Consider the following 23,794-nt stretch of genomic DNA (forward strand, 5'->3'; position numbering starts at 1 on the left):
TTAAATGGGTGTTGTGTGTATGAACATTCCTGCTGAAGTTTCGACCTTGCAAATCTTTCCCCAGCGCCGGTTCAAGGTGTACCAACAGCGCCAGCTCGACAAGATTGAGCTGGTCAATCGCTTGCCGGAAGCGCTGAAATTCGAGATGAAGGTGGTGGCCAGCGTGCTGCCGTTTCGGGTCAACGAATACGTAGCCAATGACCTGATCGACTGGGACAACCTGCCGGCCGATCCGATCTTCCAACTCTCTTTTCCCCAGAAGGGGATGCTGGCGCCGGAGGCGTTTGAGCGGATGGCGACTCTGCTTCGTCAGAACCCGTCACCGCAGCAGGTGTTTGAATTGGGCCAGACCCTGCGTGCCGAGATGAATCCGCACCCCGCCGGCCAGATGAGCATGAACGTGCCGGAACTGGACGGCGAGAAACTGCCGGGGATGCAGCACAAGTACAAGGAGACCGCGCTGTTCTTCCCGGCCCAGGGCCAGTACTGCCACAGCTACTGCACCTTCTGTTTCCGCTGGGCTCAGTTCGTCGGCAAGGCGATGCGCTTTAACTCCAACGACGCCGATACCCTGCACCGTTATCTGGCGGCGCATCCGGAGATCAGTGACCTGCTCATCACTGGCGGTGATCCGATGGTGATGAAAACCACCAAGATCGCCCAGTACGTTGAACCGCTGATCGACAACCCGGACACCGAGCATGTGCAGACCGTCCGTTTTGGCACCAAGGCGCTGACCTTCTGGCCCTACCGCTTTGTCACCGACGACGATGCCGACGAGTTGCTGGCGCTGTTCCGTCGCCTGGTGAAGGCGGGTAAGCACGTTTCCATCATGGCCCACCTGAACCACTGGCAGGAGATGGAAACCCCCATCTTCGAAGAAGCGGTCCGTCGCATCCGCGCCACCGGCGCCAATATCCGCGCCCAGGCGCCGCTGCTGAAGAACATCAACGACAACGCCGATGACTGGGCCAGGATGTGGCAGAAGCAGGTCAAGCTCGGCATCATTCCGTACTACATGTTTGTTGAGCGAGATACCGGTCCGAAGCGCTACTTTGAGGTGCCGCTGTATCAGGCCTACGAAATCTACCGCGATGCCATCAGTAAGGTGTCCGGTCTGGCCCGCACCGCCCGGGGGCCGAGCATGAGTGCCGGTCCCGGCAAGGTGGAGATTCAGGGTGTCACCGAGGTGGCCGGAGAGAAGGTGTTTGTGTTGCGCTTTATCCAGGCCCGCAACCCGGATTGGGCCCAGCGTCCGTTCTTCGCTAAGTACGATGAGAACGCCCACTGGCTGGACGACCTGAAGCCCGCGTTTGGCGAGGCCAAGTTCTTCTGGCAGGAGGAGTATGAAGCGATGGGGGGCAGCCTCGAAGGCTGAACCACCAGAGACAGAAACGCCCCGCAGTGCGGGGCGTTTTTTTGGGGGGGCGCTTAGCGCTGGCAGGTGGCGATGGCCAGCTCCACCAGTACTTCGGCCATGTTCAGCTCTGGGTGAGCCGCTTCCATGCCCTTGAAGCCCGGGGAAGAGTTGGCTTCACACAGCAGGAAGTGACCGTCTTCGCCGCACAGGAAGTCCAGGCCAGCGATGTCCAGGTTGAGCAGGGTGGCAACGCGCACGGACAGCTCTACCAGCTCCGGAGTCAGCTCCTGCGGGGTGGTGGTCCCGCCAGCGTGTACGTTGGCCTTGAACTCACCTTCCGCCGCCTGGCGAACCATGGCGGAGATCACCTTACCGCCCACCACGATAACGCGGATGTCACGGCCGTGGCTGGACTGAACGTAGCGCTGGAACATCATCTCAGCTTTCGGGTTAACGTTACCCATCAGCTGCATCATGTCCTTAAACTGGGACTCGTTGCGCATCAGCATGACACCGGTGCCCTGAGAACCACTGCGGGTCTTCAGCACCACCGGCATGCCCATCTTGCGAACCACTTCGTCGGTGTCCACCGGGAAGCGGGCCAGCATGGCGGCCGGCATCGGTACACCCTGGTGGGCCAGTGCGATGGCGGATTGCATCTTGTCACCGCACAAGGCGATGGCGTCGGCGCTGTTCAGTACCTTCACACCCTGCTGAGCCAGGAAGCGCAGCAGACTGAGGGTGAAGTAGCTGGTGGTGGCGCCTTGGCGCGGCAGCACGAAATCGGGCAGTGCCACCGGCTCTTGGTCCAGATAAAGACTCGGAGCCAGGTGTTCACCCACCACCATTTCCAGGCGGTCAGGGCGGATCACATCGATCTCGATGCCCTTGGCTTCAGCAGCAGCCACAATGCGACGGATCTCGTAGTTGTCCGCCGGCAGGTCTGCGCGGTCTTTACTGTAAAAAATCCAACCTTTCATTCCAGGTCCATATCCAAGTTGCTGTCCTCGGAGTCGCCCCAGCCGCTCTTACTCGGACTGGCGGTCAGGGCATAACGGCGTCGGTTCAGCGTTGCCAAATATTTAAGCCACACCTTTTCGTGTGGGGACTGGGCTTCGCGCTGCCCGGAAACGACAGCCAGAAAAGCCTCTTCTTCCTCGTTGATCGGCGCCCGTTCTGCGTTGCTCAGGGCGGCGTAAGCCACACCATGGCGCTCAAGACGCTCCGCTTCACTTAAGGTGAAAAAGCCGCTGCGGGCAAGCCCACGGGGATAGCGTCTGTCCGCAAAGCGGGACAGAGCCTGAAAACTAACTGGACTCTCTGCCACTGTTGTTGTCTCTCTGCATCGCTCGTTTTTGAGGAGGCGCGACTATAGGGGACAAGAGGGACCTGACAAAACGAAAAAAATCTTGGCCGGGCGCAAAAATCCCTCGCTGTTGCCGCGGCGGCGATTGATGGAAGATTGAACGACCCATAGCACAAGGGTTTGATCATGAACCGGATCCCTGATAACTGGCTGGATGCCCCAATTCGACAAAAACCTCACCGTTCCCGTCCCCATCAGGATGAGCCTGCTGGCGCCCACCGCCAGAAGGCCCGCCGGCCTGCCCGAACACCTCAAAACGACTGACGCTACACTTGTTCTCAGGCCCCGCCGGGGCCTGAGCGACCCTGTCGCTCTTCTCTGCCCACGGGCGATGACCGGGAGGCGCGATGGTGTCGGTGTTGCAGCAAGGGCTCCGCTTGGGGCTGGGTGCGCTGCTGGCCACGGCCAGCAGCGTCACTCACGCGTTTCCCACCCTGCCGATGCTGGTCGACCCCACCGTTGATGATGCCGCGCCCCTGGCCACCATCTGGCCAGCGTTGTCCGGTGCCCGTTTGGGTGACCTTCCGATGATGCTGGAACAGGGGGAGATCCGGGTGCTGACCAGTCTCTCCCTGGGCTGGTACTACATCGAACGCGGTCGTCCCAAGGGCAAAGTGGTGGCGCTGCTGGAGCTGCTCAAGCAAGACCTGAAGAAACAGCTGGGGCGGGATGCCGACCAGCTCAAGCTGACGCCCATCCCGGTACGCCGCGACCAGTTAATCCCCTTTCTGCTTGAAGGCTACGGCGACCTTATCGTGGCCAACCTCACCATCACCCCGGAGCGGGAGTCGGAGATCGCCTTCAGCCAGCCCTGGCGGGAGGGGGTGTCTGAGTGGGTGGTGTCCGGCCCGGACTGGCCTGAACTGACCGAGTGGACCGAGCTGGCGGGGCGCAGCCTGGTGGTCAACCCGGACTCCAGCTACTACGCCAGTGCCGAAGTGATGAACCAACGGCTGCGGCAGCAGGGGCTGGTGCCAATGACGCTGATACCCGCCGACCCCCGGCTGGAGGATGAAGACCTGCTGGCCCTGGTGGCCAGTGGCCACTTCTCCGCCACGGTGGTGGATGACTTTAAGCTCGGCCCATGGTTAACGCGTTTTCCCCAACTGCAGGCTCAGACTGCGGTACCGCTGCGCCAGGACGGTGCCGTCGGTTTCGGCCTGCGGCGGGACAATCCGGCCCTGCTGGCTCAGCTCAACCAGTTTGTTGAAGCGCACCCTCAACAGGGGCGCAGCATGGCGCTGATTGCCCACCGCTACCTGATCTCTGACAGCTGGTTAAAGCCCTCCCTCGATACCGAGCCCTTTGGCCCGATGCCGGAGCTGGTGGGGCTGTTTCAGCGTTATGGAGAGCAGTATGGCTTTGACTGGGTGCTGCTGGCGGCTTTTGCCTTTCAGGAGTCGGGCTTCAATCCCCGCGCCCGCAGTCCGGTCGGCGCCGTGGGCATTATGCAGGTGATGCCTTCGACGGCGCGGGAGATGGGCATCGGCAACCTGACGGTGGCGGAGAACAATATCCATGCCGGCACCCAGTACCTGGACCGGTTGCGAACGCTCTATTTTGATGACCCGGAACTGAGTGAATTCAACCGCGCCCTGTTTGCGATGGCGGCTTACAACGCCGGACCCAACCGCATCAACCGGTTAAGACGGGAAGCGGCTGCGCGGGGGCGTGACCCCAATCAGTGGTTTAACAACGTGGAGGATTTGGCGGCGGCGGACATCGGCGCGGAAACCGTCACCTTTGTGGCCAACCTCTATCGCTACTACATCGCCTACAAACGGGTGCTGGCGGAACAGGCTCAGCGGGATCAGGTGCGTGAGGTGCTGGAGCGGGGGTTAAACCCCCAGCGCTGAGCCGGCAACCGCGCTTTCAGCGCCCGCAGAGCGTGGCGCAGGGCTTGCCGGTCCGGGGCCTGATTGGGGTCAAACCGTTGGGCCAGATAGCATTCCGTCAGTTGCTGGATGGCGCTGGCGATGGGCGGGCATTGGCGGCCCACCCGCTGGGCGTAGGGGCCTGCCGCCTCCCCAGGCTGGGGGCCAAGGCCGTGGCGGCGCAGCAGGGCCTGTGCTTTCTGATAGTGACGCAGGGCCTGAGGCTTGGCTTTGGGCCAGCGCCACAGCCCCAACAGCCACGCCTGAAACAGCGCGACCAGGCCGATGCCGGTGGCCATCACCAGGGCCAGGTCCCAGATCCGCACCTGGCCAAACCAATCCTGCCACAGCGCCTGCTGACGTCGGGTGTCAAAGCCCAGTACCCATTGGCTCCAGCGATGATCCAGTACGCCCAGATAACGGTGCAGGGTGCGCGCCAGTGGCCATTGGTGCCAGCGCAGCAGGCCGGTACTCTCCGACAGAAAGGCCGCTTCATCCGCCAGTGCCACTTCCGGCCCCTGTTCCACCCGGGAGGGGGCCACGGCGGCGGTAGGGTCGACCGAAACCCAGCCCCGATCCGGCAGATGCACCTCAACCCAGGCGTGGGCGTTGTACTGGTAAACCGACATCAGTTGCTGGTCCGGACTCAGGTCGCCGCCCTGGTATCCGGTGATCATCCGGGCCGGAATGCCGGCACTGCGGGCCAGGAACACCAGTGCCGAGGCGTAGTGGCCACAAAATCCTGACCGGGTATCAAACAGGAAACTGTCGATCTGCTGTTGCCCCAATGGCGGTGGCGTGAGGGTGTAGTGGAATGGTTCGCGGCGGAAATGGTCCAGCACCGCCTGCACCATCGCCTCGGGCTGGGCGTGTTGCTGCAGCAGCGCGCGGGCCCATTGGCGGCTCTGTGGGTTGCCACGGCTGGGCAGGCTCAGGTAGTGCAGCCGTTCACTGCTGGTCAGTGGTGTGAAGGGACGTTCGCCGCGGTGCCAGGTTAACGCCACCTGCTGGCGTTGAGCGGGGGCACTGAGCCAGACCTGGCGACCGTTCTGCAGGACACCCAGTCGGTTATCCAGGCTGCTGGAAGGGGTCAGGGTGGCCACCCAGGTTTGGGTACTGGGTTGCACGGTCAGGGTGTAGTTCTGCCCTTCGCTGCGCGGGATGCGATGCATCGCCGCCTGTGGGGGCGAGGCCTGCCAGCGCTCGCCGTCAAAGCGGTCCAGCACCAGGGCGCGCCAGTACAGGTGCTCGGGGGCCGGGGCATCCCCCTCGAAACTGGCCCGGAACGCCAATTCGCTGGAGCGTCCCAGCCGGGCGATGTCGCCCAACGCCAGAGTTTCACTCAGCCCGGTGCGGGCGGTCTGGCTGCCGTGCATCTGCCACAGTGGGCCGATCCGCGGCACCAGCACAAACAGCAGCAGCGCCAGGGGCACACTGAGCAGCACCATCTTGGCGGCCAGACGGGGTCCGGCACTGAGCGGCCCAGGTCGGTAGACCGAGACCAGCACCTGGGTATTGAGCCAGAAGCAGATCAGGATCTGCAGCGCCGCAGCGGGATCAAAGCGGTTCAGGCCATGCAGGGCGATCAGGAAATAGCCGGTTAGCACCACCACTGACAGGTCGCCATGGTGGCGGATCTCAATGGTTTTCAGGCCATAGGCCAGCACCAGCAGGTTGATCAGCGCCGACAGCATGCCCACCTGACTGACCACCAGCCCCAGCGTGATCAGTGCCCCCAGCCCCAGCAGATTCACCAGCAGGCGAGGAGGGCGCGCCACCCGGCCAAAGAAGATGCCAAGGCGCCAAAGCAGACAGAGGGCCAGGATGGCCAGGGTCCAGGGGGTGCAGTGGCTGGCCAGTGGCAGGATAACCGCCACCTGGGCCAGCAGCAGCCAGCCCTGGCTGCGCCGGCTGATGGGACGTCGGGTTCGCGCCATCAGGGGCTCTCCGGGTAGCAGGCCAGGGCATCCAGGCAGCGGCGCCGGTGCGCTTCGCTGCTGTCCGGGCCATAGCGTTGTGGTCCCAGACGCAAGGCATAGGGCTGGTGACGACGGTGCAGTTGCTCAAGCTGATGGGTCAGCCGGGATAAGCCAGCTTCCAGAGGCAGGGCGGGATCCAGCGCCAATTCCGTGGGCACCCCTTCCGGGGTGACAAAGGTTTTGGTTTGCCATTCGCCGCTGCGGGCGGCCTGTTTCCACGCCACCCGGGCCAGGCTGTGGCCCCGCTGCCAGGGCGCCAGACCGTGGAAATCATCAACACCGGCGCGGTGGCGGCGATTCTGGTGGTCCCCTTCGCTGGCCGCCGGTACCGGCAGTTGGCCTCCGGCTTGCGGCTCGGGCCAGACCAGCGCGGATTGGTCCAGATCCAACCGTGACCAGGCCCGACACAACCCCAGCGGGTAGGCGCTGGCGATCACCAGTCGGTCCGGCCGCAGTCGGCCACGCCGGTGGGGTGGGTGCAGCGCCTGTACCGTCACGGCCCGGGGACCGACCTTACTGACGTAGCGGTTTACGCCGCCGGGGAAGCGCAGCTCCAGATGGTAGTGGGCCCGCTCGCTGGAGAGGGTGATGTCGAAGGGCAGGGCATCACCGGCGTGGCGGCTGTGACCCTCCCCACCGGCGACGGTGAGCCCCGCCAGGTTGCGGAACGACAGCAGCAGGCTGGTATTGAACAGGCTGATCAGCAGGAAACAGAGGGCGAGGATCAGGTTGTTCTGGTAGTTGGTGCCAAAGATAAACAGCACACCACACAGCACCAGGTAGCCGATGCCCAGGGCGGTGGGCAGGATAAACACGCTGCGGTGGGTCAGGTCCTGGCGCCGGGCTGCGGGGAGGCGACGGGCCAGCCAGCGGCGCCACCATTGACCGGGCAGGCGGGCGGACAGGTTCATCGGATCGGGTTGACCTGCTCTAGGATCAGCTGCGAACGCATGGAGCCGTCGGTGTGTTGTCCGGCACGCAACCGGTGTTCCGCCACCGAGGGGAACACCGCCTGCACATCGTCGGGCACCAGGTAGTTACGGCCACTGAGCAGCGCCCAGGCGCGGGCGGCGGCCAGCAGGGCGCGGCTGGCGCGGGGGGAAAGGGGGGCGCAGTCCATCTCCGGACGACGGGAGCAGGCGACCAGATCAAGCAGGTAATCCAGTACTGCATCGGTGGCGGCAACCCGCTGAACCTGTTGCTGCAATGCCGCCAGTTGGTCAGGGGTGAGGCAGGCTGAGAGCTGGTCGAGGTCGTCGGCCCGGTGGTCCCCCTTCAGCAGCCGTTTCTCGGCATCCTGATCCGGATAGCCCAGGCTCAGGCGCATCATAAAACGATCGAGCTGGGATTCGGGCAGGGGAAAGGTGCCGGATTGCTCCATGGGATTTTGGGTGGCGACCACGAAAAAGGGGTCAGGCAGGGGATGGGTGGTGCCATCGAGGCTGATTTGGTGTTCCGCCATCGCCTCAAGCAGGGCGCTCTGGGTTTTGGGGCTGGCCCGGTTGATCTCATCGGCCAGCAGCAGTTGGCAGAAGATGGGGCCGGGGTGGAACTCGAACCCCTTGCTGGCGGGGTCAAAGATGTTCACCCCCAGCAGGTCGGCGGGCAGCATGTCGGCGGTAAACTGCACCCGCCGGAAGCTGAGCCCCAGGGTGCGGGCCAGTGCCGCCGAGAGGGTGGTTTTGCCCATGCCGGGGAGGTCTTCAATCAGCAGATGACCGCCCCCCAGCAGGCAGGCCATGGCCAGACGCAGAGCCGTGGCCTTGTCGAGCAGCACCTGCTCCAGTTGTTTGAGCGCGGAGCCCAGTTCTGATGACATCCGTTTTATCTCAATATCTTGCCTGCGCGTTTCAACAACTATTGGTCAGGATCCCCGCCCTTGCCAGTAGGCTTTTCAGCAAAGCGGTTGATGAGATCCATCGGCACCGGGAAAACCAGCGTGTTGGTGCGGTCTGAGGCCACCTCCGTCAGCGTCTGCAGGTAGCGCAGCTGCAGGGCATTAGGCTGATTGGCCAGCACCGCGGCGGCATCCGCCAGTTTCTCAGACGCTTCCAGTTCGCCGGTGGCGTGAATCACCTTGGCGCGACGCATCCGCTCCGCTTCGGCCTGGCGGGCCATCGCCCGCACCATCGATTCGGAGATGTCGACGTGCTTGATCTCAACGTTGGCAATCTTGATGCCCCAGTTGTCGGTGTGCTGGTCGAGAATGCTTTGCAGGTCGCGGTTGAGGGTTTCCCGCTCGGCCAGCAACTCGTCCAGCTCATGTTGACCCAATACCGACCGCAGCGTGGTTTGTGCCAGCTGGCTGGTGGCTTCGAGGTAGTTCTCCACGTTGTTGATCGCCATCTGTGGGTCCAACACGCGGAAATACACCACGGCATTCACCCGCACGGACACATTATCGCGGGTGATCAGGTCCTGGGTGGGAACATCCAGCACAATGGTACGCAGGTCAACCCTGACCATCTGTTGGACAATGGGAATGATGATGATCAGCCCCGGGCCTTTCACGGTCTGAAAGCGGCCCAGCAGGAACACCACTGCCCGTTCATATTCCCGCAGAATGCGGAACATGCTGATCAGCAGTGCGACGACCAGAACGAGGACGCTCAACAGGGTGTATTGAGTGATCATGCGGACTCCTTGTGTTGGCTGACCGACAGCACCATGCCCTGTCGGCTGACGATGGTGACCCGTTGGCCGCGGGTGAGGGCCTGGTCGCTGTAGGCTTGCCAGATCTCGCCGCCGTAGCGCACCCGCCCGGTACCGGGGAAGCCATCGACCACCTCGGCGGGTGCTCCGGCCAGTTGCACATCACCGGTGGTGGCAGGTCGCCGCCGGGCCCTCAGCACCATGCTGAGGATAAGAGTGAATACGCCGAGTGAGGTCAGGGAGATCGCCAGAATCAGCGGCAATGCGATCTGGTAGCCGGGCAGGTCGGAATCCATCAGCATGGTGGACCCCAGGGCAAAGGCGATCACCCCGCCGATGCCAAACAGGCCAAAGCTGGGACTCAAGGCTTCGGTGATCATCAGGATGATGCCGAGGATCATCAGCGCCAGCCCGGCATAGTTCAGCGGCATCATCTGCAGCGCGTACATCGCCAGCAGCAGGCAGATGCCACCCAGTACCCCGGGCAATCCCACGCCGGGGTTGTAGAACTCCAGAATCAGCCCGTATATCCCCACCAGCATCAGGATGTAGGCCACGTTGGGGTTGGTGATCACCGCCAAGAGTTTATGGCGCCAGTTGGGCTCGCGCTGGACCAGTTCGCCGCTGCTGTCGATGGCATGGGTCTGGCCCAGCAGTTGCACCTCGCGGCCATTGATGTCGGTGAGCAGGGTGGGCAGGTCGGGGGCTATCAGGTCAATCACCCCCATTTCCAATGCCTCGCTGGCGGGCAGGCTGGCGGCTTCGCTGACCGCTTTCTCGGCCCAGTCCGCGTTGCGGCCATGCAACTCAGCCAGGCTGCGGATGTAAGCGATGGCGTCATTCAGTGCTTTTTTCTCCAGCGTGGTGCGGGCCACGACCTTATCGTCCTGCTCCGACGCGGGCTTATCGCTCTCTGGTTCGGGCGTCGATTCCGGTTCCGGATTGGTGGGGGCTGGCTCCTGGGGGCCAGGCTGGCTGGGCATACCAATGGCCACCGGGGACGCGGCGCCCAGATTGGTGCCGGGGGCCATGGCCGCCACGTGGCTGGCCAGCAACAGGTAGGTGCCGGCGCTGGCGGCACGGGCCCCGGAGGGGTAGACGTAAGTGGCAACGGGCACCGGGCTTTGGGTTACGCCCTGAATCATGGTGCGCATGGCGGTATCGAGACCACCGGGCGTATCCATCTGGATCACCACCAGGCTGGCATTGGCTTCCGCCGCCTGCTCAAGCTGCTGCACCAGAAAATCCGCATTGGCCGGGCCGATCACCCCTTTGATCGGCACCACCCAGACTTGCGCCAGTGCACCGGGCACCAGCAGGCATAAACACAATAACAGGACTCGCATGGCCGCCTCCGGGCCCGGACACCTGACCTAAGTGTAGGCAAATCAATAATCGCGGGCGCGCTCAGCCTCGTTCATCAGGGGCAATTCACGACCCGCAAGGTTGGCGTAGATCAACTGATAACTGAGGATTGCCTCAATGTATTCGCGGGTTTCCCGGAAGGGCACGGTAGCGACAAAGCGGGCGGCGTCGAGGCTGCCATCACTGCGCTTAAGCCAGCGGGTGACCCGATGTGGACCGGCGTTGTATGCGGCGGAGGCCAGCAGGCGGTTGCCGTCGTAGCGCTCCATCAGCCCCTGGTAGTACGCCGAGCCCAGCTGGATATTGCGCTTGGGGTCGTACAGGTCCTGGGCATCGCGGTAGGGCGCGCCAATTTGTCGAGCGGTGCGCTTGGCGGTGGAGGGCAGCAGCTGCATCAGGCCATAGGCGTCGGCATGGCTGCGGGCCAGGGGATAGAGTGCGCTTTCACGCCGCGCCACCGCCTGCAGCAGGGCCATATCCAGCTGGCGCATCTCGGCAAAGCGCAGGAACTGGTCGCCGTGGGCGGTGGGGAAGCGCCAGGGCAGGGCGTTCCACATCTTGCCGATGATGGTGCCGTCCACGGTCAGGAAGTGCCACTGGCGGTCATAAGCGATGGCGGTCAGTGCCGCTTGCTGGGATGGGGTCAGGCGCACCATCTGCCAACGCCATTCCTCCCGGGCTTCACTCTCGCGGGAGAGCGCCATCAACTCCTCGATTCGGGCCACCCCAGGCAGGGCCAGCACTTCGGCCCGGGATTTCGGGCTGACGCTGGGCAGTTCGCTGTTCATCACGTAGGGCTGGCCCAGTTGCTGGGCGGCCTGAAAGCCATAGAAATTGCGCTGTTGAGCCAGGTCCAGCCACAGCGCCAGTCCGGCCTCCTGCTCACCCAGCTGTTTCAGTGCGTAGCCGCGCCAGTAACGCCACTCGGTTTTGCTGGCGTTGGCGTCGGTGAGACGGTCGAGCCACTGCAGCAGGTCGTCCCAGTCTCCGGCGAATATCGCTTTGCGGGCGCGGATGATCACCAGATTGTCCGCGCTGCTCTGGATAAGCTCGGAGTCGAGAATGGGCTTCCACTCGCCATCCTGAATCAGCGCATGGTAGAGCAGGGTGTGGCGCACTCCATCTTCGAAATCGCCCAGTTCGTCGCGCCAGTATTGGTAACGGGTCCAGGCCCGGCTGGCATTTTTGCGGGCCAGTCGTTTCAGGGTGGCGGCCGCGATCGCCTGGCCGGTTTCTTCCATGCGGGTCAGCGGGGCGTTGTGGCGCAGTTCCGTGGGGTGGCGGTAAAGCCGCACCAACAGATCGCCCTGACCGCGATAGCGGCTGCTCAGCTTGGTGTTGAGGTAGCGCAACAGGGAAAGTTGGCCAGCGTCATAGGCCAGCAACATTCGCTGCCAGATCAGGTTGTCGCTGCGCTGTCCGGCCTTGGTCCAGGCGGTGAACAGTGGGTCGCAGGCTTTGTCGCGACTTTTGCCATACAGCCACAGCGCTTTGGCGCCCTCCCAGGCGATGTCGGTGTCGCCATTGTCCAGGCGGGCGCGGTAGTAGTAACAGCGCAGGGTTTCGTTGCGGGGGGATTCGGGACTGATGGTCAGAAAGGCCGACCAGTCCTGGCGGCTGCCACGGGAGAGCAGAAACCGGTGTTTAAAGGGGTGATAGAGTGGAGTGGGGGCTAACCCCTGCAGGATCTCCACCGCCTGCTGAGCGCTGAGCTCGCCCAGTTGCCTGAGCCGGTAGTGGTAGTCGAGATAGGGGGTCAGCGGATAGTCGTCGAGTTGCCGACGCAACGGATAGTAGGCGCTGGTTTTGCCCATAGACAACGCCTCGCGCGCCTGCTTATACAGGGCCCGCTGCGATTCGATTGCCGGGGTCGAACTCCCGGCGGTTTGATTGGCGGCTACCCCTGAACTGAATGAGACCAACAGGCACCACAGACCGCCACATACCCAACTGCGTAACGTCATTACCGGACACTCCTTGCCTCGATAGCGCAAGCTTAGTGTCCGGCACGGCGCTTAGACAACTCGGATCAGGTGGGTTTTTCAGTCAGTTCCACTCGTTCGCTCAAGGCTTGTTCAAGCAGGGCGGGATCCGCCTTCTTGCTGCTCTCGGCGCCAAGCTGTTTGAGCTGTTCGCCCTGACGTAACAGGTTGCCCCGGCCCTGGGAGAATTTATTGAGTGCCTGCTGATAACTGCCCTGAGCGGTGTCGAGGGCACGACCCAGTTTCAGCAGGTCGTCGGAGAAGCCCACCAGCTTGTCGTACAGCTTACCGGCGCTCTGGGCGATGGCCTGGGCATTCTGGCTCTGGTGCTCATAGCGCCACAGGTTCTGTATGGTGCGCAGGGCCACCAACAGGCTGTTGGGGCTGACCAGCATGATATTGCGCTCCAGCGCTTCGTTGATCAGGCTCGGGTCGCGCTCGATGGCGGTAACAAAGGCGGGCTCCACCGGAATGAACATCAGCACATAGTCGAGGCTGCGCAGCCCCTTCAGCTTGTGGTAGTCCTTCTGGCCCAGTGCCTTGATATGGCCGCGGATGGAGGCGAGGTGCTCGGCCAGCGCCTGTTCGCGGGCGGCGTCATCCTCGCTGCTGTAGAAGCGCTCATAGGCCACCAGCGACATCTTGGCGTCGATGATCACGTCCTTACCGTCGGGCAGGTGCACCACCACATCGGGCTGGTAGCGCTTGCCATCCTCCTGCTGGTAACTGGCCTGGGTGTCGTACTCATGGCCTTCGCGCAGGCCGCTTTGGTCCAGCAGTCGGCCCAACACCACCTCGCCCCAGGTGCCCTGAGCTTTGTTGTCCCCTTTCAGGGCACGGGTCAGGTTAACCGCGTCTTCGCTCATCTTCTGGTTGAGGGATTTCAGGTCCAGCAGTTGGCGCTCCAGCGCGTGGCGCTGTTTGCTCTCCTCGGCATGGCTGGATTGCACCTGCAGGCGGAACTGGTCGAGCTGCTGGCGGATGGGGGTCAACACCGCATCGAGACTTTGGTGGCTCTGTTGGGCAAACTGCTGCTGTTTCTGTTCGAAGATGCGGTTCGCCAGGTTCTCAAACTGGGCGGTCAGGCGGGCTTCGCTCTCTTGCTGGCCGGCCAGCTGTTCGCGCAGCGCCTGCTCCTGATTGCGGCTTTGCCCCAGCGCCGCGTGCAGGCGGTTGATCTCCTGTTCGCGGGCACTGAGTCGGCCCACCAGTTCGTCGCGCTGGTCAGCCAGTTGTTCGGCATCGTGATTGAGCAGGGCCAGTCGCTGGCGTTGCTGAATCAATACGATCAGGGCGGCCAGCAGGGGGATGCCCAGGCCAAGGGCGATCCAAAGCGGTGTGGTCATAAAGCGTATCGGGATGGGAATAAAGTGCCATCGTGGCATTGCCAACGCCGGCCTGCAAGGGGGGCACAGCGTGACTGATCACTCGCTAAGCGGCGGAAAATTGGGCGATCGACCCGGCCTGGTGACCCGTATATGAAATTTCTCCGGGTGGGACGGGGTCTATAGCCAGAGTGAACAGGAGGGACAGCAATGAGCAAGTACGCGAACAAACCATGGCAACGGATGACGGAAGCAGAGGTGACGCCGGAGGCGGTGTTTGCCGACCGTCGCCGCTTGCTTAAGCAGTTGGGCTTTGTGGGTGCTGGTACCCTGCTGTCCTCCTCCGCCAACGCGGGCGTTCTGGATTTTCTGCTGGGTGACAGCGAGCAGGCGGTGTTTGCCCGCCGGGCTCTGCAACACCGTAAAAACCTCACCTTCGACCACCTCATCAATGGCCCGCTGACGCCGGAACAGAAGGTGATCTCCCACAACAACTTCTATGAGTTTGGCACCGCCAAAACCGACCCGGTGAATAAAGCCCAGGGATTTAAAGTGGAACCCTGGAAACTGGTGATCGAGGGGGAGGTCGCCAAGCCGATGACCCTGGATTACGACGATCTGTTTAAGCTGGCCCCGTTGGAGGAGCGCATCTACCGGCTGCGCTGTGTGGAGGCCTGGTCGATGGTGGTGCCCTGGCTGGGTTTCCCGCTGGCCGCTTTGCTGAAGCGGGCAGAGCCCACCAGCAAAGCCAAATACGTGGCGTTTGAAACCCTGTACGACCCGGAGCAGATGCCGGGACAGAGTAACCGCTTCCTCGGCGGCGGCATCGATTACCCCTATGTCGAAGGACTGAGAATGGATGAGGCGATGAACGAACTGACCCTGCTCAGCGTCGGCCTTTACGGTAAAACCCTGCCGCCCCAAAATGGCGCCCCCATCCGACTGGTGGTGCCGTGGAAATATGGCTTTAAGAGCATCAAATCGATTGTCCGCATCCGCCTGACGGAAACCCAACCTCCCAGCACCTGGAATCTGCTGGCGGCCCATGAGTACGGTTTTTACGCCAACGTCAATCCGGCGGTGGATCACCCCCGCTGGTCCCAGGCCAGCGAACGCCGCATTGGGGCGGGGGGCCTGCTGTCCGCCAAGCGCATCCCCACCGAGCCCTTTAACGGCTATGGCGACTATGTGGCGTCGCTGTACCAGGGCATGGACCTGACCCGGTACTACTGATGAGCAATCGTGGATTGATCCTGCTGAAGACCGCCCTGCACCTCGCCTGCGGATTGCCATTGCTGTACCTGTGGCTGGCGGTTCAGAGCAGGGCCGCTGGCGGCGACCCGGTGCAATACCTGATCCACTTCCTGGGCATGGGCATTCTTAATACCCTGGCGGCGACGCTGTTGGTGTCGCCATTGGCCCGCTGGCGGCGCTGGCCCTGGCTGATGCGGGTACGTCGTCTACTGGGGTTGTGGTGCTTTACTTACGCTTTGTTACACCTTGCTGCCTTCCTGGTGTTCGACCTGCTGCTGGACTGGTCGTTGCTGCTGGGCGAGGTGGTGAAACGTCCCTATATCACCGTTGGAATGGTGGCGTTTGTGGTGCTGCTGGCGCTGGCGGTGACCTCGCCCAAACTGGCGCAACGCAAGCTGGGCCGCCGTTGGCAGGCGCTGCATCGCTGGGTGTACCTGGTGGCGATACTGGGGCCGGTGCACTTCTGGTGGTCGGTCAAATCCGGCAACTGGGAGCCGGCACTCTATCTGTCCGGCTTTCTGCTGTTGCTGGCTTGGCGCTACAAAGTACTGATCCCAAAGCGGGTGTTTCGTCGGCTTGGGGCTGACAGCAAGGGCTAAAAAGTGGTTAACTTTCCGTGACCTTTACTGTTGTCGGAAAGATAAAACAATGAGAACGACCCTCTTTGCCGGCCTGGCCGTCCTCGGCCTGTCTGCCTGTCAAACCCCCGAACCTGTTGCCGTTGAGCCGGCCCCCTGTCTGGCCGAGTGTCAGTCAGCCCAGTTCCAGCAACTCTCCAACCAACTGATTGACGACCTCTGGCGTCTCTCCCCGACCTGGGCCCTCTACAGCGGCGTCTACGACTACGCCGACCAACTGGTGGTGCCCGATGAGGCGTCACGTCAGCGCCAACTGGCGTTTGTGGCTAAGTGGCGTCAGGCTCTGTCGGCCTATGACGACCAGCCCCTCAGCGCCACCGCCCGCACCGACAAGGCACTGCTGGACAACCTGCTGGACAGCATGGAGTGGCAGGTGTCCCGCTTTAAGGCGTGGCAGTGGAACCCGGCTCAGTACAATGTGGCTGGCCCCTTTGCACGGCTGATGAACGAAGAGTACGCCGACCTGGATACCCGCCTTAAAGCGGTGCTGGGCCGGATGTCTGATGTCAGCCGTTACTACAGCGCGGCCCGGGCCAACATCCACAACCCGACGCTGGAACACACCCAGCTGGCGATCCTGCAGAACAAGGGTGGTCTGGCGGTGTTTGATGACACCATGCTGGCTAAGGCCAAAGCCTCCGGCCTGAGCGAGGGCGAAAAAGCGCTGTTTGAAAAGCGCTATTTTGAAACCCGACAGGCGATCCTCAGCTTTGTCAGCTTCCTGGAGGAGTTGGAGCGTGAACTGAAGGCCAATGGGGCCCGTTCCTTCCGCATCGGTGAAACCCTCTATGAGGAGAAGTTCGCCCTCGACATTCAGTCCGGCATGACCGCCAAACAGCTGTACCAGAAAGCGTTGGCTGACCGTGACCAGGCCCAGAAGCAGATGGCCTCCATCACCGAACAGCTCTGGTCCAAGTACTTCCCCGGCAAGGGGATGCCTCGGGACAGCCAGCAGGCTACCCGAGAGCTGATTGACCACCTCTCCGCCCGCCACGTAAAGCGGGAAGACTTTGTGGCCGAAGTGAAGGCGCAGATCCCGGAGCTGGAAGCCTTTGTGCGCCAGCATGACCTGATCACCCTCGACCCCAACAAGCCGCTGGTGGTGCGCGAAACCCCGCCCTACATGCGGGGTTTCGCCGGCGCGTCCATCTCTGCCCCCGGGCCGTTCGATAAGCACGCCAACACCTACTACAACGTGACCCCGCTGGATGGCATGAGCGACGAGCAGGCGGAAAGCTACCTGCGTGAGTACAACCACTGGATCCTGCAGATCCTCAACATCCACGAAGCGATCCCCGGCCACTACACCCAGCTGGTGTACTCCAACGAGTCGCCGTCACTGGTCAAGAGCCTGTTTGGCAATGGCGCCATGGTGGAAGGCTGGGCGGTCTACACCGAGCGGATGATGCTGGAGGAGGGCTACGGCGACTTCGAGCCTGAGCTGTGGCTGATGTACTGGAAGTGGAACCTGCGGGTGATCACCAACACCATCATCGACTACGAGATTCAGGTGCTGGGCGCCGATGAAGCCACCGTGATGGACCACCTGGTCAACGGTGCCTTCCAGCAGCACGAAGAAGCGGCTCAGAAGTGGCGCCGTGCCACCCTGAGCCAGGTCCAGCTGACCTCCTACTACGCCGGTTTCCGCGAGATCTACGATTTCCGCGAAGATTACAAACAGGTGAAGGAGGGGGACTTTGATCTCAAAGCCTTCCATGAGACCTTCCTGTCTTACGGCAGTGCCCCGGTGAACATCATCCGCGGCCTGATGTTGGAACAGGCGCAATAAGGAGCGGGCCATGAACCGGGCGAGATTGACACTGCTGCTGGTGCAGATCCGGGATAATCCCCAGACCCGCGACGAGGAGTGGCGGAGCTTCGCCCAGTTTTGTGGCCTTAAGCCGGAGCAGATCCGGATCCTGAACCTGTTTGATACGCCGCAGTTCGGCCCCGAGGTGCTGGCCGGTGTGGACGGGGTGCTGGTGGGAGGCTCATCGGAAGCCAGCGTGCTGGAACCGGAAAACTACCCCTTTGTGGTGCCCGCCATGGCGCTGTTGCGTCACTGCATCGACATTAAGATGCCGGTGTTCTGCTCCTGCTTTGGCCACCAGCTGGCGGTGCGGGCGCTGGGGGGCGAAGTGATTCGTGACCAGCGGGATTTCGAGATGGGCACCGTCGCCATCTCCTTGACCGACGCCGCCCGGGACGATGTGCTGTACCACGATATGCCCGAAGGCTTTATGGCCGTTTCAGTGCATCGTGAACGCGCACTCACGGTCCCGCAGGGGTGTACCTTGCTGGCCTACACTGAGCCCTGCACCCACAGCTTCAGGGTGGATGGCGCACCATTCTGGACCACCCAGTTTCACCCTGAGGTGGACAGAGCGGTACTGATTGCGCGGCTGACCCAGTTTGCCCATCACTACACCGACGGCGAAGACCATCTGCGCGAGGTGCTGGACAGCGCGGTGGAGACGCCACTCTCCAACGACCTGCTGCGGCGTTTTGTCGATCGGGTGTTGCTGCCGAAGTAGGGCAGCGTTCAGACACAAAAAAGGGGCCTATCTGGCCCCTTCTTTTATGCCTGCTCCGCCACCGCTTTTTTCAGCGGCGCCGCCGCTTTAAAGGCGGGCACGGTGCGCAGCGGGATCTCAATCGTCTCGCCGGTTTGCGGGTTGCGCCCGGTACGCGGCAGGTGGTGGCGCACTTCAAACACGCCCAGGGGCGGAAGATAGACGGTTTCACCCTCGTGCAGGGCCTGGGCAATGGTGTTTTCCAGCGCCGCCAGAACCCGCTTACACTCGGCCTGGCTCATCTCGCTGAGTTCGGCCATTCGCTTAATCAGTTGTTGACGATTCACAGTCGGCTCCGTGGCAAAAGGGGGCTGTTATACCGGAGCTGAGGACTGAAACAAGGGGGGAATCGGGCGAGCGGCGATGAAGTGACCAAAAAAAACGGCACCCGAAGTTCGGATGCCGACAATTCCAACAAGACAGTGTGGGAAGAGCATGAATCTGTTAAGGATTGTAGACAGAACGTTCACATTAAACTGTGATCTCCCTCAAGCCTTGTTAACCCGGTGAGCGAGCCGGGATCTGCCCCAGATCACTATTTATTGAACCTGTCGCCAATTGAGAATTATTCCTATTGAGGCAGGCTGAAATTCCTGTCACTATCTACTGCCGTATCCAACCATCCAATCCTTTCTTGGGGACAGTTTTACATGACATCACGAGCCTTGGGCTTCGCCTGCATGCTGATGAGTGGCGCCGCCATGGCCAGCGGTTTGCCGCAGGCCGAGCAGAACCAACAGGCGCTGCAGAATGCCGCTCGGGACACTCAGGCGCAGGTTGACCGTCTGACCGAGCAACAGTTGAACCAGCAAGCCGAGCTGGAGCGGGTCAAGGAGGAGATCAACAACCTCAGCGTGTACCGCGACCACCTCAAGCGGCTGGTGGATGACCAGCATCGTGAGCTGGCCAGCCTGGACAGCCAGTTGGCGGGCATTGAAAACACCCGCTCCGGCCTGGTGCCGCTGATGTACAACATGCTGAGCGACCTCGAGCAAGCCGTGGAAGGTGATCTGCCGCTGAAGGCGCAACAGCGCCAGGCTCGCCTGGCGGACCTGAACCAGATGATGGGCCGTGCTGACGTGGCGGACGCGGAGAAGTTCCGTCGTTTGCTGGAGGCTTACCAGATTGAGATGGAATACGGCCGTCGTCTGGGCACCTACCGTGACACCCTGGTACTGAATGGCCAGGACAGCCGCGAAGCGGAGTTCCTGCATCTGGGCCGCCTGGCTCTGCTGGCGCGCAGCCTTGACGGCCGCGAGTATTGGGTATGGCAACAGGGCCAGTGGCAACCGGCCACTGACATCAGCACCAGCGTGTTGGCCCAGGCCTACGGCATCGCTGCCGGCCACCAGGCCCCCTCGCTGCTGACCCTTCCCCTGAGCCAGGAGATCCAATAATGCGTCGTCTGACCCAAACCGCCGTGACGGCGGCGATGTTGCTGCTGTCGGCCCACACCCTGGCCAACACCGACATGGTGGAACGCAGCGCCGAAGCCCGCGCTGCGGAAGCCAGCCACAACGCCCAGCGTGAATCCCGCCATCAGGCCAGTGCCGCCGAGGTGGAGGCCCAGCTCAAGCAGCAGATGGCTGCCCTGAAGGCGCTGAAAGCCGAAGTGGCCGCCCTGAGCGACACCTTCAGCGACAACGAGCGCGCGCTGTCCGAGAAAGAGACCGAACTGACCCTGGCCACCGGTGCCCTGGGTGAGGTGTACGGCGTGGTGCGCCAGGTCGGCGGCGAACTTTCCGCCGAGCTGGAGCGCGGCCCGCTGGCCCTGACCGCCCCAGAGCGCATTGAGCAGGCCCAGGCCATGGCCCGGGCCGATCGTCTGCCGGAGTTGGCCCAGTTGCAGGCGCTGCCAGCCATCATGATGGCCGACATCCGTGACGGCGCCGCCATTCAACCGGTGACCCTGCCGCTGGCCCAGACCGACGGCAAGATCGCTGAGGCCCAACTGTGGCGTATCGGCCCCTTTAACCTGCTGTCTGAGCAGGGCTTCGCCCAGGTCGACACCGCCCGCGGCCTGGCGACGCTGTACCCGCGTCAGCCGGACTTTATGCTGCCGGGGCAGGGCAACGCCCTGGTGATCGACCCGGCCATGGGCGAACTGCTGGACCAGTACCAGCAAACCCCGACCCTGAGCCAGCGTCTGGCCCAGGGCGGCCTGGTGGGCCAGGTGATTCTGGTGCTGCTGGCCATCGGTGCCCTGATTGCGCTGGTGCGGGCGGCCGTGCTGCTGCGCAGCCAGTTGGCCATCAACAAGCAACTGAAACAGCGCGAAGCCAACGACAACAACCCGCTGGGTCGCATTCTCAAGGTGTACCACGCCCAGAAGCATCACAACCTGGAAACCCTGGAGCTGAAGCTGCTGGAAGCGATCGTCAATGAGCAGCAGGGGCTGGAGAAGGGGCTGTCCATGCTTAAGCTGATGGCCGCCATTGCGCCGATGCTGGGTTTGCTCGGTACCGTGACCGGCATGATCGAAACCTTCCAGGTGATCACCCAATACGGCAACGGTGACCCGAAAGTGATGGCCGGCGGCATCTCCATGGCGTTGGTGACCACGGTACTGGGCCTGGTGGCGGCCATGCCGCTGCTGCTGGCGCACAACCTGCTGTCCACCCGCGTCACCGTGATCCGCAGCCTGCTCGAGAAAGAGAGCATTGCGCTGGTGGCCGCCCACGCCGATGGGGAGTCCAAGGCATGACCCAATGGTGGGACTGGATAGGCCAGTTTATGGCCCGGGGCGGTCCGCTACTCTGGGTCCTGGCCGCCGTTGTCCTGATGATTTGGGTGTTGATGATGGAGCGGGTGTTGTTTCTGGCACTGCGCTTCCCGGCCCAGTCTGCCCAGTGGCAAGCCCAGTGGCAGGCGCGTTCGGAACGCACCAGTTGGTACGCCGTTGCCTGCCGTGAAGGCATGCTCGGCCGTGCCGAGCGTGGCCTCAACGCCAACCTCGACTTCATCAAGGCACTGGTGGCGATCTGCCCGATGCTCGGTCTGCTCGGTACCGTAACCGGCATGATCAGCGTTTTTGACGTGATGGCGGCCCAGGGCACCGGCAATCCCAAGCTAATGTCGGCCGGCATCGCCATGGCCACCCTGCCCACCATGGCAGGGATGGTGGCCGCCCTGGCGGGACTCTTTGTCCACGCCCGATTGCAGAAATACAGCCAGCGTGCACTGCACGGACTGGCCAACGCGTTGCCGCGGGAGAATTGAGATGCGAATTTTGCGTCCTGTTCCTCAGCAGGAGGAAGCTCAGGTCGACCTGACTCCGATGCTGGATATCGTTTTTATCATGCTGATCTTCTTTATCGTGACCACCTCCTTTGTGCGTGAGTCCGGTATCGAGGTTAACCGTCCGGAAGCCTCTACGGCGGCGTCTCAGGCGGGGGCCGGCTTGTTTGTGGCGATCAACAACCGCAATGAGATCTACATCGACCAGCGCCGCATCGACATCGAGCGGGTGCAGGCCAACCTTGAGCGCCTGCGTGCCGACCAGCCGGAATCCCCGCTGGTGATCCAGGCCGATGAGCGGGCCTTTAACGGTGTGGTGGTCAAGGTGATGGACGCGGCCAAGGCGGCGGGCATTACCGACATCGCGCTGGCGGCGGAGCCGGGCCAATGAGGGACTACCTGCTGGCGCTGTGCCTGGGCGGGGCGATCACCGCCGGGCTGTTTAGCCTGATGGCGATGATGGTCACCGGAGGCCCGGGCAAAGCCCCAAGCGAGCCCGGTCCGGCCCCGGTTTCGGTGCTGATGGCGGATCGTCCGGAGCAGCTTAACCGCCGCAGCCGGGCGTTGCCGGAGCCGCCGCCACCGTTGCCGGAGTTGCCTCAGGCGCAGGTGGTGGAGAACAGCAGTGCCACCAACGTTCAGATGAATCTGGACCTGCCCACCCTCAGCATCGATGGCCCCGGTGACATCCAGATCGGCATGCCCGCCAAAGCCGACCTGGCCACCGCCGACCGCCAGGCGATGCCGCTGTACCGGGTGGAACCGGCCTACCCCCAGCGTGCGTTGCGGATGCGGGCCGAAGGCTACGTGCTGATGGAGTTCACCATCGACGAGCAGGGCCGCCCCCGCAATATCCGGGTGATCGAGTCTGAGCCGGTGCGCCTGTTTGATCAGGCTGCCATGAAGGCGCTGGCGCGCTGGAAATACCAGCCCAAGCAACTGGATGGCAAAGCCGTGTCTCAACCCGGCCAGACCGCCAAACTGGAGTTTAAGCTGAACCGATGAGAGCGCTGATTTTGTGCCTGGCCATGCTGGCCGGCACCGCCCAGGCCGCCATGAGCCCCATTATGGCCAGCAAGGTTCAGGAAGCCTGGGCCCTGTACGAAGCGGATAAGCTGGACCAGGCCATCGACATCCTGGCCCCGCTGGAGCCCCGCGATGGCGAATCCAAAGCCTACGTGGCGCGCCTGTTGGGCAGCCTCTACTGGGCCGCGGAGCAGCCGGATAAGGCACTGGAGCAACTGCAGATCGCACTGGACAGTGGTGTGCTTAACGAGATGACCAGCGCCCAGACCCGCCGCATGGTGGCGGACATCCTGCTAATGAATGAACGTTTCCGTGACGCGCTGGGCCACTACCAGTGGCTGCGTGATAACGCCCCGGCGGAGCTGGTTAACGCGGATCTGCACCTGCGCATCGCCCAGAGCCACTTCCGACTGGAGCAGTGGGCGGAAGTGATTCCGGCGGCACGCGCTGCGGTGGCGCTGGAGTCCAGTGTCTCGCCCTACCAGATGATGCTGACCGCTTATCAGCAACTTCAGAACTGGCCTGAAGCGCTGAAGGTGACGGCGGCGCTGATTGAGCTGGAGCCGGAGCGCCTGAGTTGGTGGCGTCAGCGCGCCAGTGTGCAACTGCGCCTGAACGATCAGGAAGCGGCACTGCGCACTCTGGCGCTGGCGGAGCAGAACAACCTGTTGACCAGCGAGGGGGATTACCGCTCACTGATTCAGCTGTTCAACAACCGTGGCCTGCCGGAGTTGGCGGCGCGTTTCCTGGCCGGGCAACTGGGTAAGCACATTGACGACGATGTTGAGCGTCGGGTGGAGCTGGCCCGTTACTGGCAGATGGCGCGGGAGTGGGACGCCGCACAACAGGCCTGGGGCCGGGCGGCAGAACTGGACAGCCAGTATCGGGTCAATCAGTTTGAAGTGCTGGTGATGGCCTCCGAATTCCGGCAGGCGGTGGCACTGCTGCCAGCGCTGGATGCCCTCAAGCTGGACAACGACGATCGCCTGCGGGTGGAGATGATGGCGGTGCGCGCCTACTACCAGATGGGCGACTACGCCGACGCGCTGGCGCGGGCAGAACGGGCGCGTCATTACGACCGGGAATCGGCGGATCCCTGGATGGCGTTCCTGCAGGAAAAGCTCGCACTCTGAACAACCACACCCGGCCTGGCGCCGGGTGTT

At 62.8% G+C, this 23,794-nt stretch carries 22 protein-coding genes; 12 read left to right on the forward strand and 10 right to left on the reverse strand.

Features of this window, described 5'->3' with window-relative positions; translation table 11 throughout:
• The first annotated feature begins 19 nt into the window (after positions 1 to 19).
• Entirely contained in the window at positions 20 to 1,378 is a 1,359-nt protein-coding gene (locus tag FBAL_RS07145) for a KamA family radical SAM protein (protein WP_013344914.1), read from the forward strand.
• Positions 1,379 to 1,431: 53 nt separating this feature from the next.
• On the opposite strand, the gene FBAL_RS07150 is transcribed toward FBAL_RS07145, so the two are convergent.
• On the reverse strand, positions 1,432 to 2,340 hold the full coding sequence (locus FBAL_RS07150) for an ATP-grasp domain-containing protein (protein ID WP_013344915.1): 909 nt from the start codon (positions 2,338 to 2,340) through the stop codon (positions 1,432 to 1,434).
• Positions 2,337 to 2,687, reverse strand: coding sequence for a MaoP family protein (locus FBAL_RS19905; protein ID WP_013344916.1), 351 nt, complete (start codon positions 2,685 to 2,687; stop codon positions 2,337 to 2,339). The genes FBAL_RS07150 and FBAL_RS19905 overlap by 4 nt, the downstream gene beginning before the upstream one ends.
• Before the next feature lie 386 nt (positions 2,688 to 3,073).
• On the opposite strand from FBAL_RS19905, the gene FBAL_RS07160 reads away from it, so the two are divergent.
• On the forward strand, positions 3,074 to 4,582 hold the full coding sequence (locus FBAL_RS07160) for an MltF family protein (protein ID WP_013344917.1): 1,509 nt from the start codon (positions 3,074 to 3,076) through the stop codon (positions 4,580 to 4,582).
• Here the strand turns inward: FBAL_RS07160 and FBAL_RS07165 are convergent.
• The 7 genes from FBAL_RS07165 to rmuC all read right to left on the reverse strand — a co-directional run bounded on the left by FBAL_RS07165 (position 4,537) and on the right by rmuC (position 13,963).
• Positions 4,537 to 6,537, reverse strand: coding sequence for a transglutaminase TgpA family protein (locus tag FBAL_RS07165; RefSeq protein WP_013344918.1), 2,001 nt, complete (start codon positions 6,535 to 6,537; stop codon positions 4,537 to 4,539). The two genes, FBAL_RS07160 and FBAL_RS07165, sit on opposite strands and share 46 nt — an antisense overlap.
• Positions 6,537 to 7,490 carry a DUF58 domain-containing protein gene (locus tag FBAL_RS07170; protein WP_013344919.1) on the reverse strand — a complete coding sequence of 318 codons (954 nt, stop codon included), beginning with the start codon at positions 7,488 to 7,490 and terminating at the stop codon, positions 6,537 to 6,539. Before FBAL_RS07170 ends, FBAL_RS07165 begins: the two co-directional genes overlap by 1 nt.
• A complete protein-coding gene (locus FBAL_RS07175) occupies positions 7,487 to 8,398 on the reverse strand; it encodes an AAA family ATPase (protein WP_013344920.1) in 912 nt (303 codons plus the stop codon). The genes FBAL_RS07170 and FBAL_RS07175 overlap by 4 nt, the downstream gene beginning before the upstream one ends.
• 38 nt (positions 8,399 to 8,436) lie before the next feature.
• Positions 8,437 to 9,213, reverse strand: a complete 777-nt coding sequence (locus FBAL_RS07180) for a slipin family protein (protein WP_013344921.1) — start codon at positions 9,211 to 9,213, stop codon at positions 8,437 to 8,439.
• Entirely contained in the window at positions 9,210 to 10,577 is a 1,368-nt protein-coding gene (locus tag FBAL_RS07185; RefSeq protein ID WP_013344922.1) for an NfeD family protein, read from the reverse strand. The genes FBAL_RS07180 and FBAL_RS07185 overlap by 4 nt, the downstream gene beginning before the upstream one ends.
• 42 nt (positions 10,578 to 10,619) lie before the next feature.
• The gene (locus tag FBAL_RS07190) at positions 10,620 to 12,560 is read right to left on the reverse strand and encodes a transglycosylase SLT domain-containing protein (RefSeq protein ID WP_013344923.1); all 1,941 of its coding nucleotides are present in this window, start codon (positions 12,558 to 12,560) and stop codon (positions 10,620 to 10,622) included.
• Positions 12,561 to 12,625: 65 nt separating this feature from the next.
• Positions 12,626 to 13,963, reverse strand: a complete 1,338-nt coding sequence (gene rmuC, locus FBAL_RS07195; RefSeq protein ID WP_013344924.1) for a DNA recombination protein RmuC — start codon at positions 13,961 to 13,963, stop codon at positions 12,626 to 12,628.
• A gap of 150 nt (positions 13,964 to 14,113) precedes the next feature.
• Here rmuC and msrP point away from each other — a divergent pair, with 150 nt between their 5' ends.
• Genes msrP through FBAL_RS07215 form a run of 4 tightly spaced genes read left to right on the forward strand, consistent with a single transcriptional unit; the run spans position 14,114 to position 18,329 of the window.
• The gene (gene msrP / locus FBAL_RS07200; protein ID WP_013344925.1) at positions 14,114 to 15,136 is read left to right on the forward strand and encodes a protein-methionine-sulfoxide reductase catalytic subunit MsrP; all 1,023 of its coding nucleotides are present in this window, start codon (positions 14,114 to 14,116) and stop codon (positions 15,134 to 15,136) included.
• Positions 15,136 to 15,756 (forward strand): protein-methionine-sulfoxide reductase heme-binding subunit MsrQ, encoded by a 621-nt coding sequence (gene msrQ / locus FBAL_RS07205; RefSeq protein ID WP_013344926.1) that lies wholly within the window; start codon positions 15,136 to 15,138, stop codon positions 15,754 to 15,756. Before msrP ends, msrQ begins: the two co-directional genes overlap by 1 nt.
• Positions 15,757 to 15,805: 49 nt before the next feature.
• Entirely contained in the window at positions 15,806 to 17,584 is a 1,779-nt protein-coding gene (locus tag FBAL_RS07210; protein WP_013344927.1) for a DUF885 domain-containing protein, read from the forward strand.
• A gap of 10 nt (positions 17,585 to 17,594) precedes the next feature.
• Positions 17,595 to 18,329 carry a glutamine amidotransferase-related protein gene (locus FBAL_RS07215; RefSeq protein ID WP_013344928.1) on the forward strand — a complete coding sequence of 245 codons (735 nt, stop codon included), beginning with the start codon at positions 17,595 to 17,597 and terminating at the stop codon, positions 18,327 to 18,329.
• Between the two features lie 44 nt (positions 18,330 to 18,373).
• Here FBAL_RS07215 and FBAL_RS07220 read toward each other — a convergent pair whose 3' ends face one another.
• Entirely contained in the window at positions 18,374 to 18,655 is a 282-nt protein-coding gene (locus FBAL_RS07220) for an HU family DNA-binding protein (protein ID WP_013344929.1), read from the reverse strand.
• Between the two features lie 363 nt (positions 18,656 to 19,018).
• Here FBAL_RS07220 and FBAL_RS07225 point away from each other — a divergent pair, with 363 nt between their 5' ends.
• Genes FBAL_RS07225 through FBAL_RS07250 form a run of 6 tightly spaced genes read left to right on the forward strand, consistent with a single transcriptional unit; the run spans position 19,019 to position 23,764 of the window.
• The gene (locus tag FBAL_RS07225; protein WP_013344930.1) at positions 19,019 to 19,765 is read left to right on the forward strand and encodes a DUF3450 domain-containing protein; all 747 of its coding nucleotides are present in this window, start codon (positions 19,019 to 19,021) and stop codon (positions 19,763 to 19,765) included.
• Complete coding sequence (locus tag FBAL_RS07230; RefSeq protein WP_013344931.1) at positions 19,765 to 21,072, forward strand: MotA/TolQ/ExbB proton channel family protein; 1,308 nt, start codon at positions 19,765 to 19,767, stop codon at positions 21,070 to 21,072. Before FBAL_RS07225 ends, FBAL_RS07230 begins: the two co-directional genes overlap by 1 nt.
• The gene (locus tag FBAL_RS07235) at positions 21,069 to 21,587 is read left to right on the forward strand and encodes a MotA/TolQ/ExbB proton channel family protein (RefSeq protein ID WP_013344932.1); all 519 of its coding nucleotides are present in this window, start codon (positions 21,069 to 21,071) and stop codon (positions 21,585 to 21,587) included. Before FBAL_RS07230 ends, FBAL_RS07235 begins: the two co-directional genes overlap by 4 nt.
• Position 21,588: 1 nt before the next feature.
• Entirely contained in the window at positions 21,589 to 21,996 is a 408-nt protein-coding gene (locus FBAL_RS07240) for an ExbD/TolR family protein (RefSeq protein ID WP_013344933.1), read from the forward strand.
• Positions 21,993 to 22,610 (forward strand): energy transducer TonB, encoded by a 618-nt coding sequence (locus tag FBAL_RS07245; protein WP_013344934.1) that lies wholly within the window; start codon positions 21,993 to 21,995, stop codon positions 22,608 to 22,610. The genes FBAL_RS07240 and FBAL_RS07245 overlap by 4 nt, the downstream gene beginning before the upstream one ends.
• The gene (locus FBAL_RS07250) at positions 22,607 to 23,764 is read left to right on the forward strand and encodes a tetratricopeptide repeat protein (protein WP_013344935.1); all 1,158 of its coding nucleotides are present in this window, start codon (positions 22,607 to 22,609) and stop codon (positions 23,762 to 23,764) included. Before FBAL_RS07245 ends, FBAL_RS07250 begins: the two co-directional genes overlap by 4 nt.
• Positions 23,765 to 23,794: the final 30 nt, after the last annotated feature.

Origin of the sequence: Ferrimonas balearica DSM 9799 (genome assembly GCF_000148645.1) — a bacterium.
Lineage (GTDB): Bacteria > Pseudomonadota > Gammaproteobacteria > Enterobacterales > Shewanellaceae > Ferrimonas > Ferrimonas balearica.

What these genes read in the sequence shown, in the direction of transcription:
- FBAL_RS07145 (WP_013344914.1), top strand. Translation starts at nt 20, where the DNA reads ATGAACATTCCTGCTGAAGTTTCGACCTTGCAAATCTTTCCCCAGCGC.
- FBAL_RS07150 (WP_013344915.1), bottom strand. Translation starts at nt 2,340, where the DNA reads ATGAAAGGTTGGATTTTTTACAGTAAAGACCGCGCAGACCTGCCGGCG.
- FBAL_RS07160 (WP_013344917.1), top strand. Translation starts at nt 3,074, where the DNA reads ATGGTGTCGGTGTTGCAGCAAGGGCTCCGCTTGGGGCTGGGTGCGCTG.
- FBAL_RS07165 (WP_013344918.1), bottom strand. Translation starts at nt 6,537, where the DNA reads ATGGCGCGAACCCGACGTCCCATCAGCCGGCGCAGCCAGGGCTGGCTG.
- FBAL_RS07170 (WP_013344919.1), bottom strand. Translation starts at nt 7,490, where the DNA reads ATGAACCTGTCCGCCCGCCTGCCCGGTCAATGGTGGCGCCGCTGGCTG.
- FBAL_RS07175 (WP_013344920.1), bottom strand. Translation starts at nt 8,398, where the DNA reads ATGTCATCAGAACTGGGCTCCGCGCTCAAACAACTGGAGCAGGTGCTG.
- FBAL_RS07180 (WP_013344921.1), bottom strand. Translation starts at nt 9,213, where the DNA reads ATGATCACTCAATACACCCTGTTGAGCGTCCTCGTTCTGGTCGTCGCA.
- FBAL_RS07185 (WP_013344922.1), bottom strand. Translation starts at nt 10,577, where the DNA reads ATGCGAGTCCTGTTATTGTGTTTATGCCTGCTGGTGCCCGGTGCACTG.
- FBAL_RS07190 (WP_013344923.1), bottom strand. Translation starts at nt 12,560, where the DNA reads ATGACGTTACGCAGTTGGGTATGTGGCGGTCTGTGGTGCCTGTTGGTC.
- rmuC (WP_013344924.1), bottom strand. Translation starts at nt 13,963, where the DNA reads ATGCCACGATGGCACTTTATTCCCATCCCGATACGCTTTATGACCACA.
- msrP (WP_013344925.1), top strand. Translation starts at nt 14,114, where the DNA reads ATGAGCAAGTACGCGAACAAACCATGGCAACGGATGACGGAAGCAGAG.
- msrQ (WP_013344926.1), top strand. Translation starts at nt 15,136, where the DNA reads ATGAGCAATCGTGGATTGATCCTGCTGAAGACCGCCCTGCACCTCGCC.
- FBAL_RS07210 (WP_013344927.1), top strand. Translation starts at nt 15,806, where the DNA reads ATGAGAACGACCCTCTTTGCCGGCCTGGCCGTCCTCGGCCTGTCTGCC.
- FBAL_RS07215 (WP_013344928.1), top strand. Translation starts at nt 17,595, where the DNA reads ATGAACCGGGCGAGATTGACACTGCTGCTGGTGCAGATCCGGGATAAT.
- FBAL_RS07225 (WP_013344930.1), top strand. Translation starts at nt 19,019, where the DNA reads ATGACATCACGAGCCTTGGGCTTCGCCTGCATGCTGATGAGTGGCGCC.
- FBAL_RS07230 (WP_013344931.1), top strand. Translation starts at nt 19,765, where the DNA reads ATGCGTCGTCTGACCCAAACCGCCGTGACGGCGGCGATGTTGCTGCTG.
- FBAL_RS07235 (WP_013344932.1), top strand. Translation starts at nt 21,069, where the DNA reads ATGACCCAATGGTGGGACTGGATAGGCCAGTTTATGGCCCGGGGCGGT.
- FBAL_RS07240 (WP_013344933.1), top strand. Translation starts at nt 21,589, where the DNA reads ATGCGAATTTTGCGTCCTGTTCCTCAGCAGGAGGAAGCTCAGGTCGAC.
- FBAL_RS07245 (WP_013344934.1), top strand. Translation starts at nt 21,993, where the DNA reads ATGAGGGACTACCTGCTGGCGCTGTGCCTGGGCGGGGCGATCACCGCC.
- FBAL_RS07250 (WP_013344935.1), top strand. Translation starts at nt 22,607, where the DNA reads ATGAGAGCGCTGATTTTGTGCCTGGCCATGCTGGCCGGCACCGCCCAG.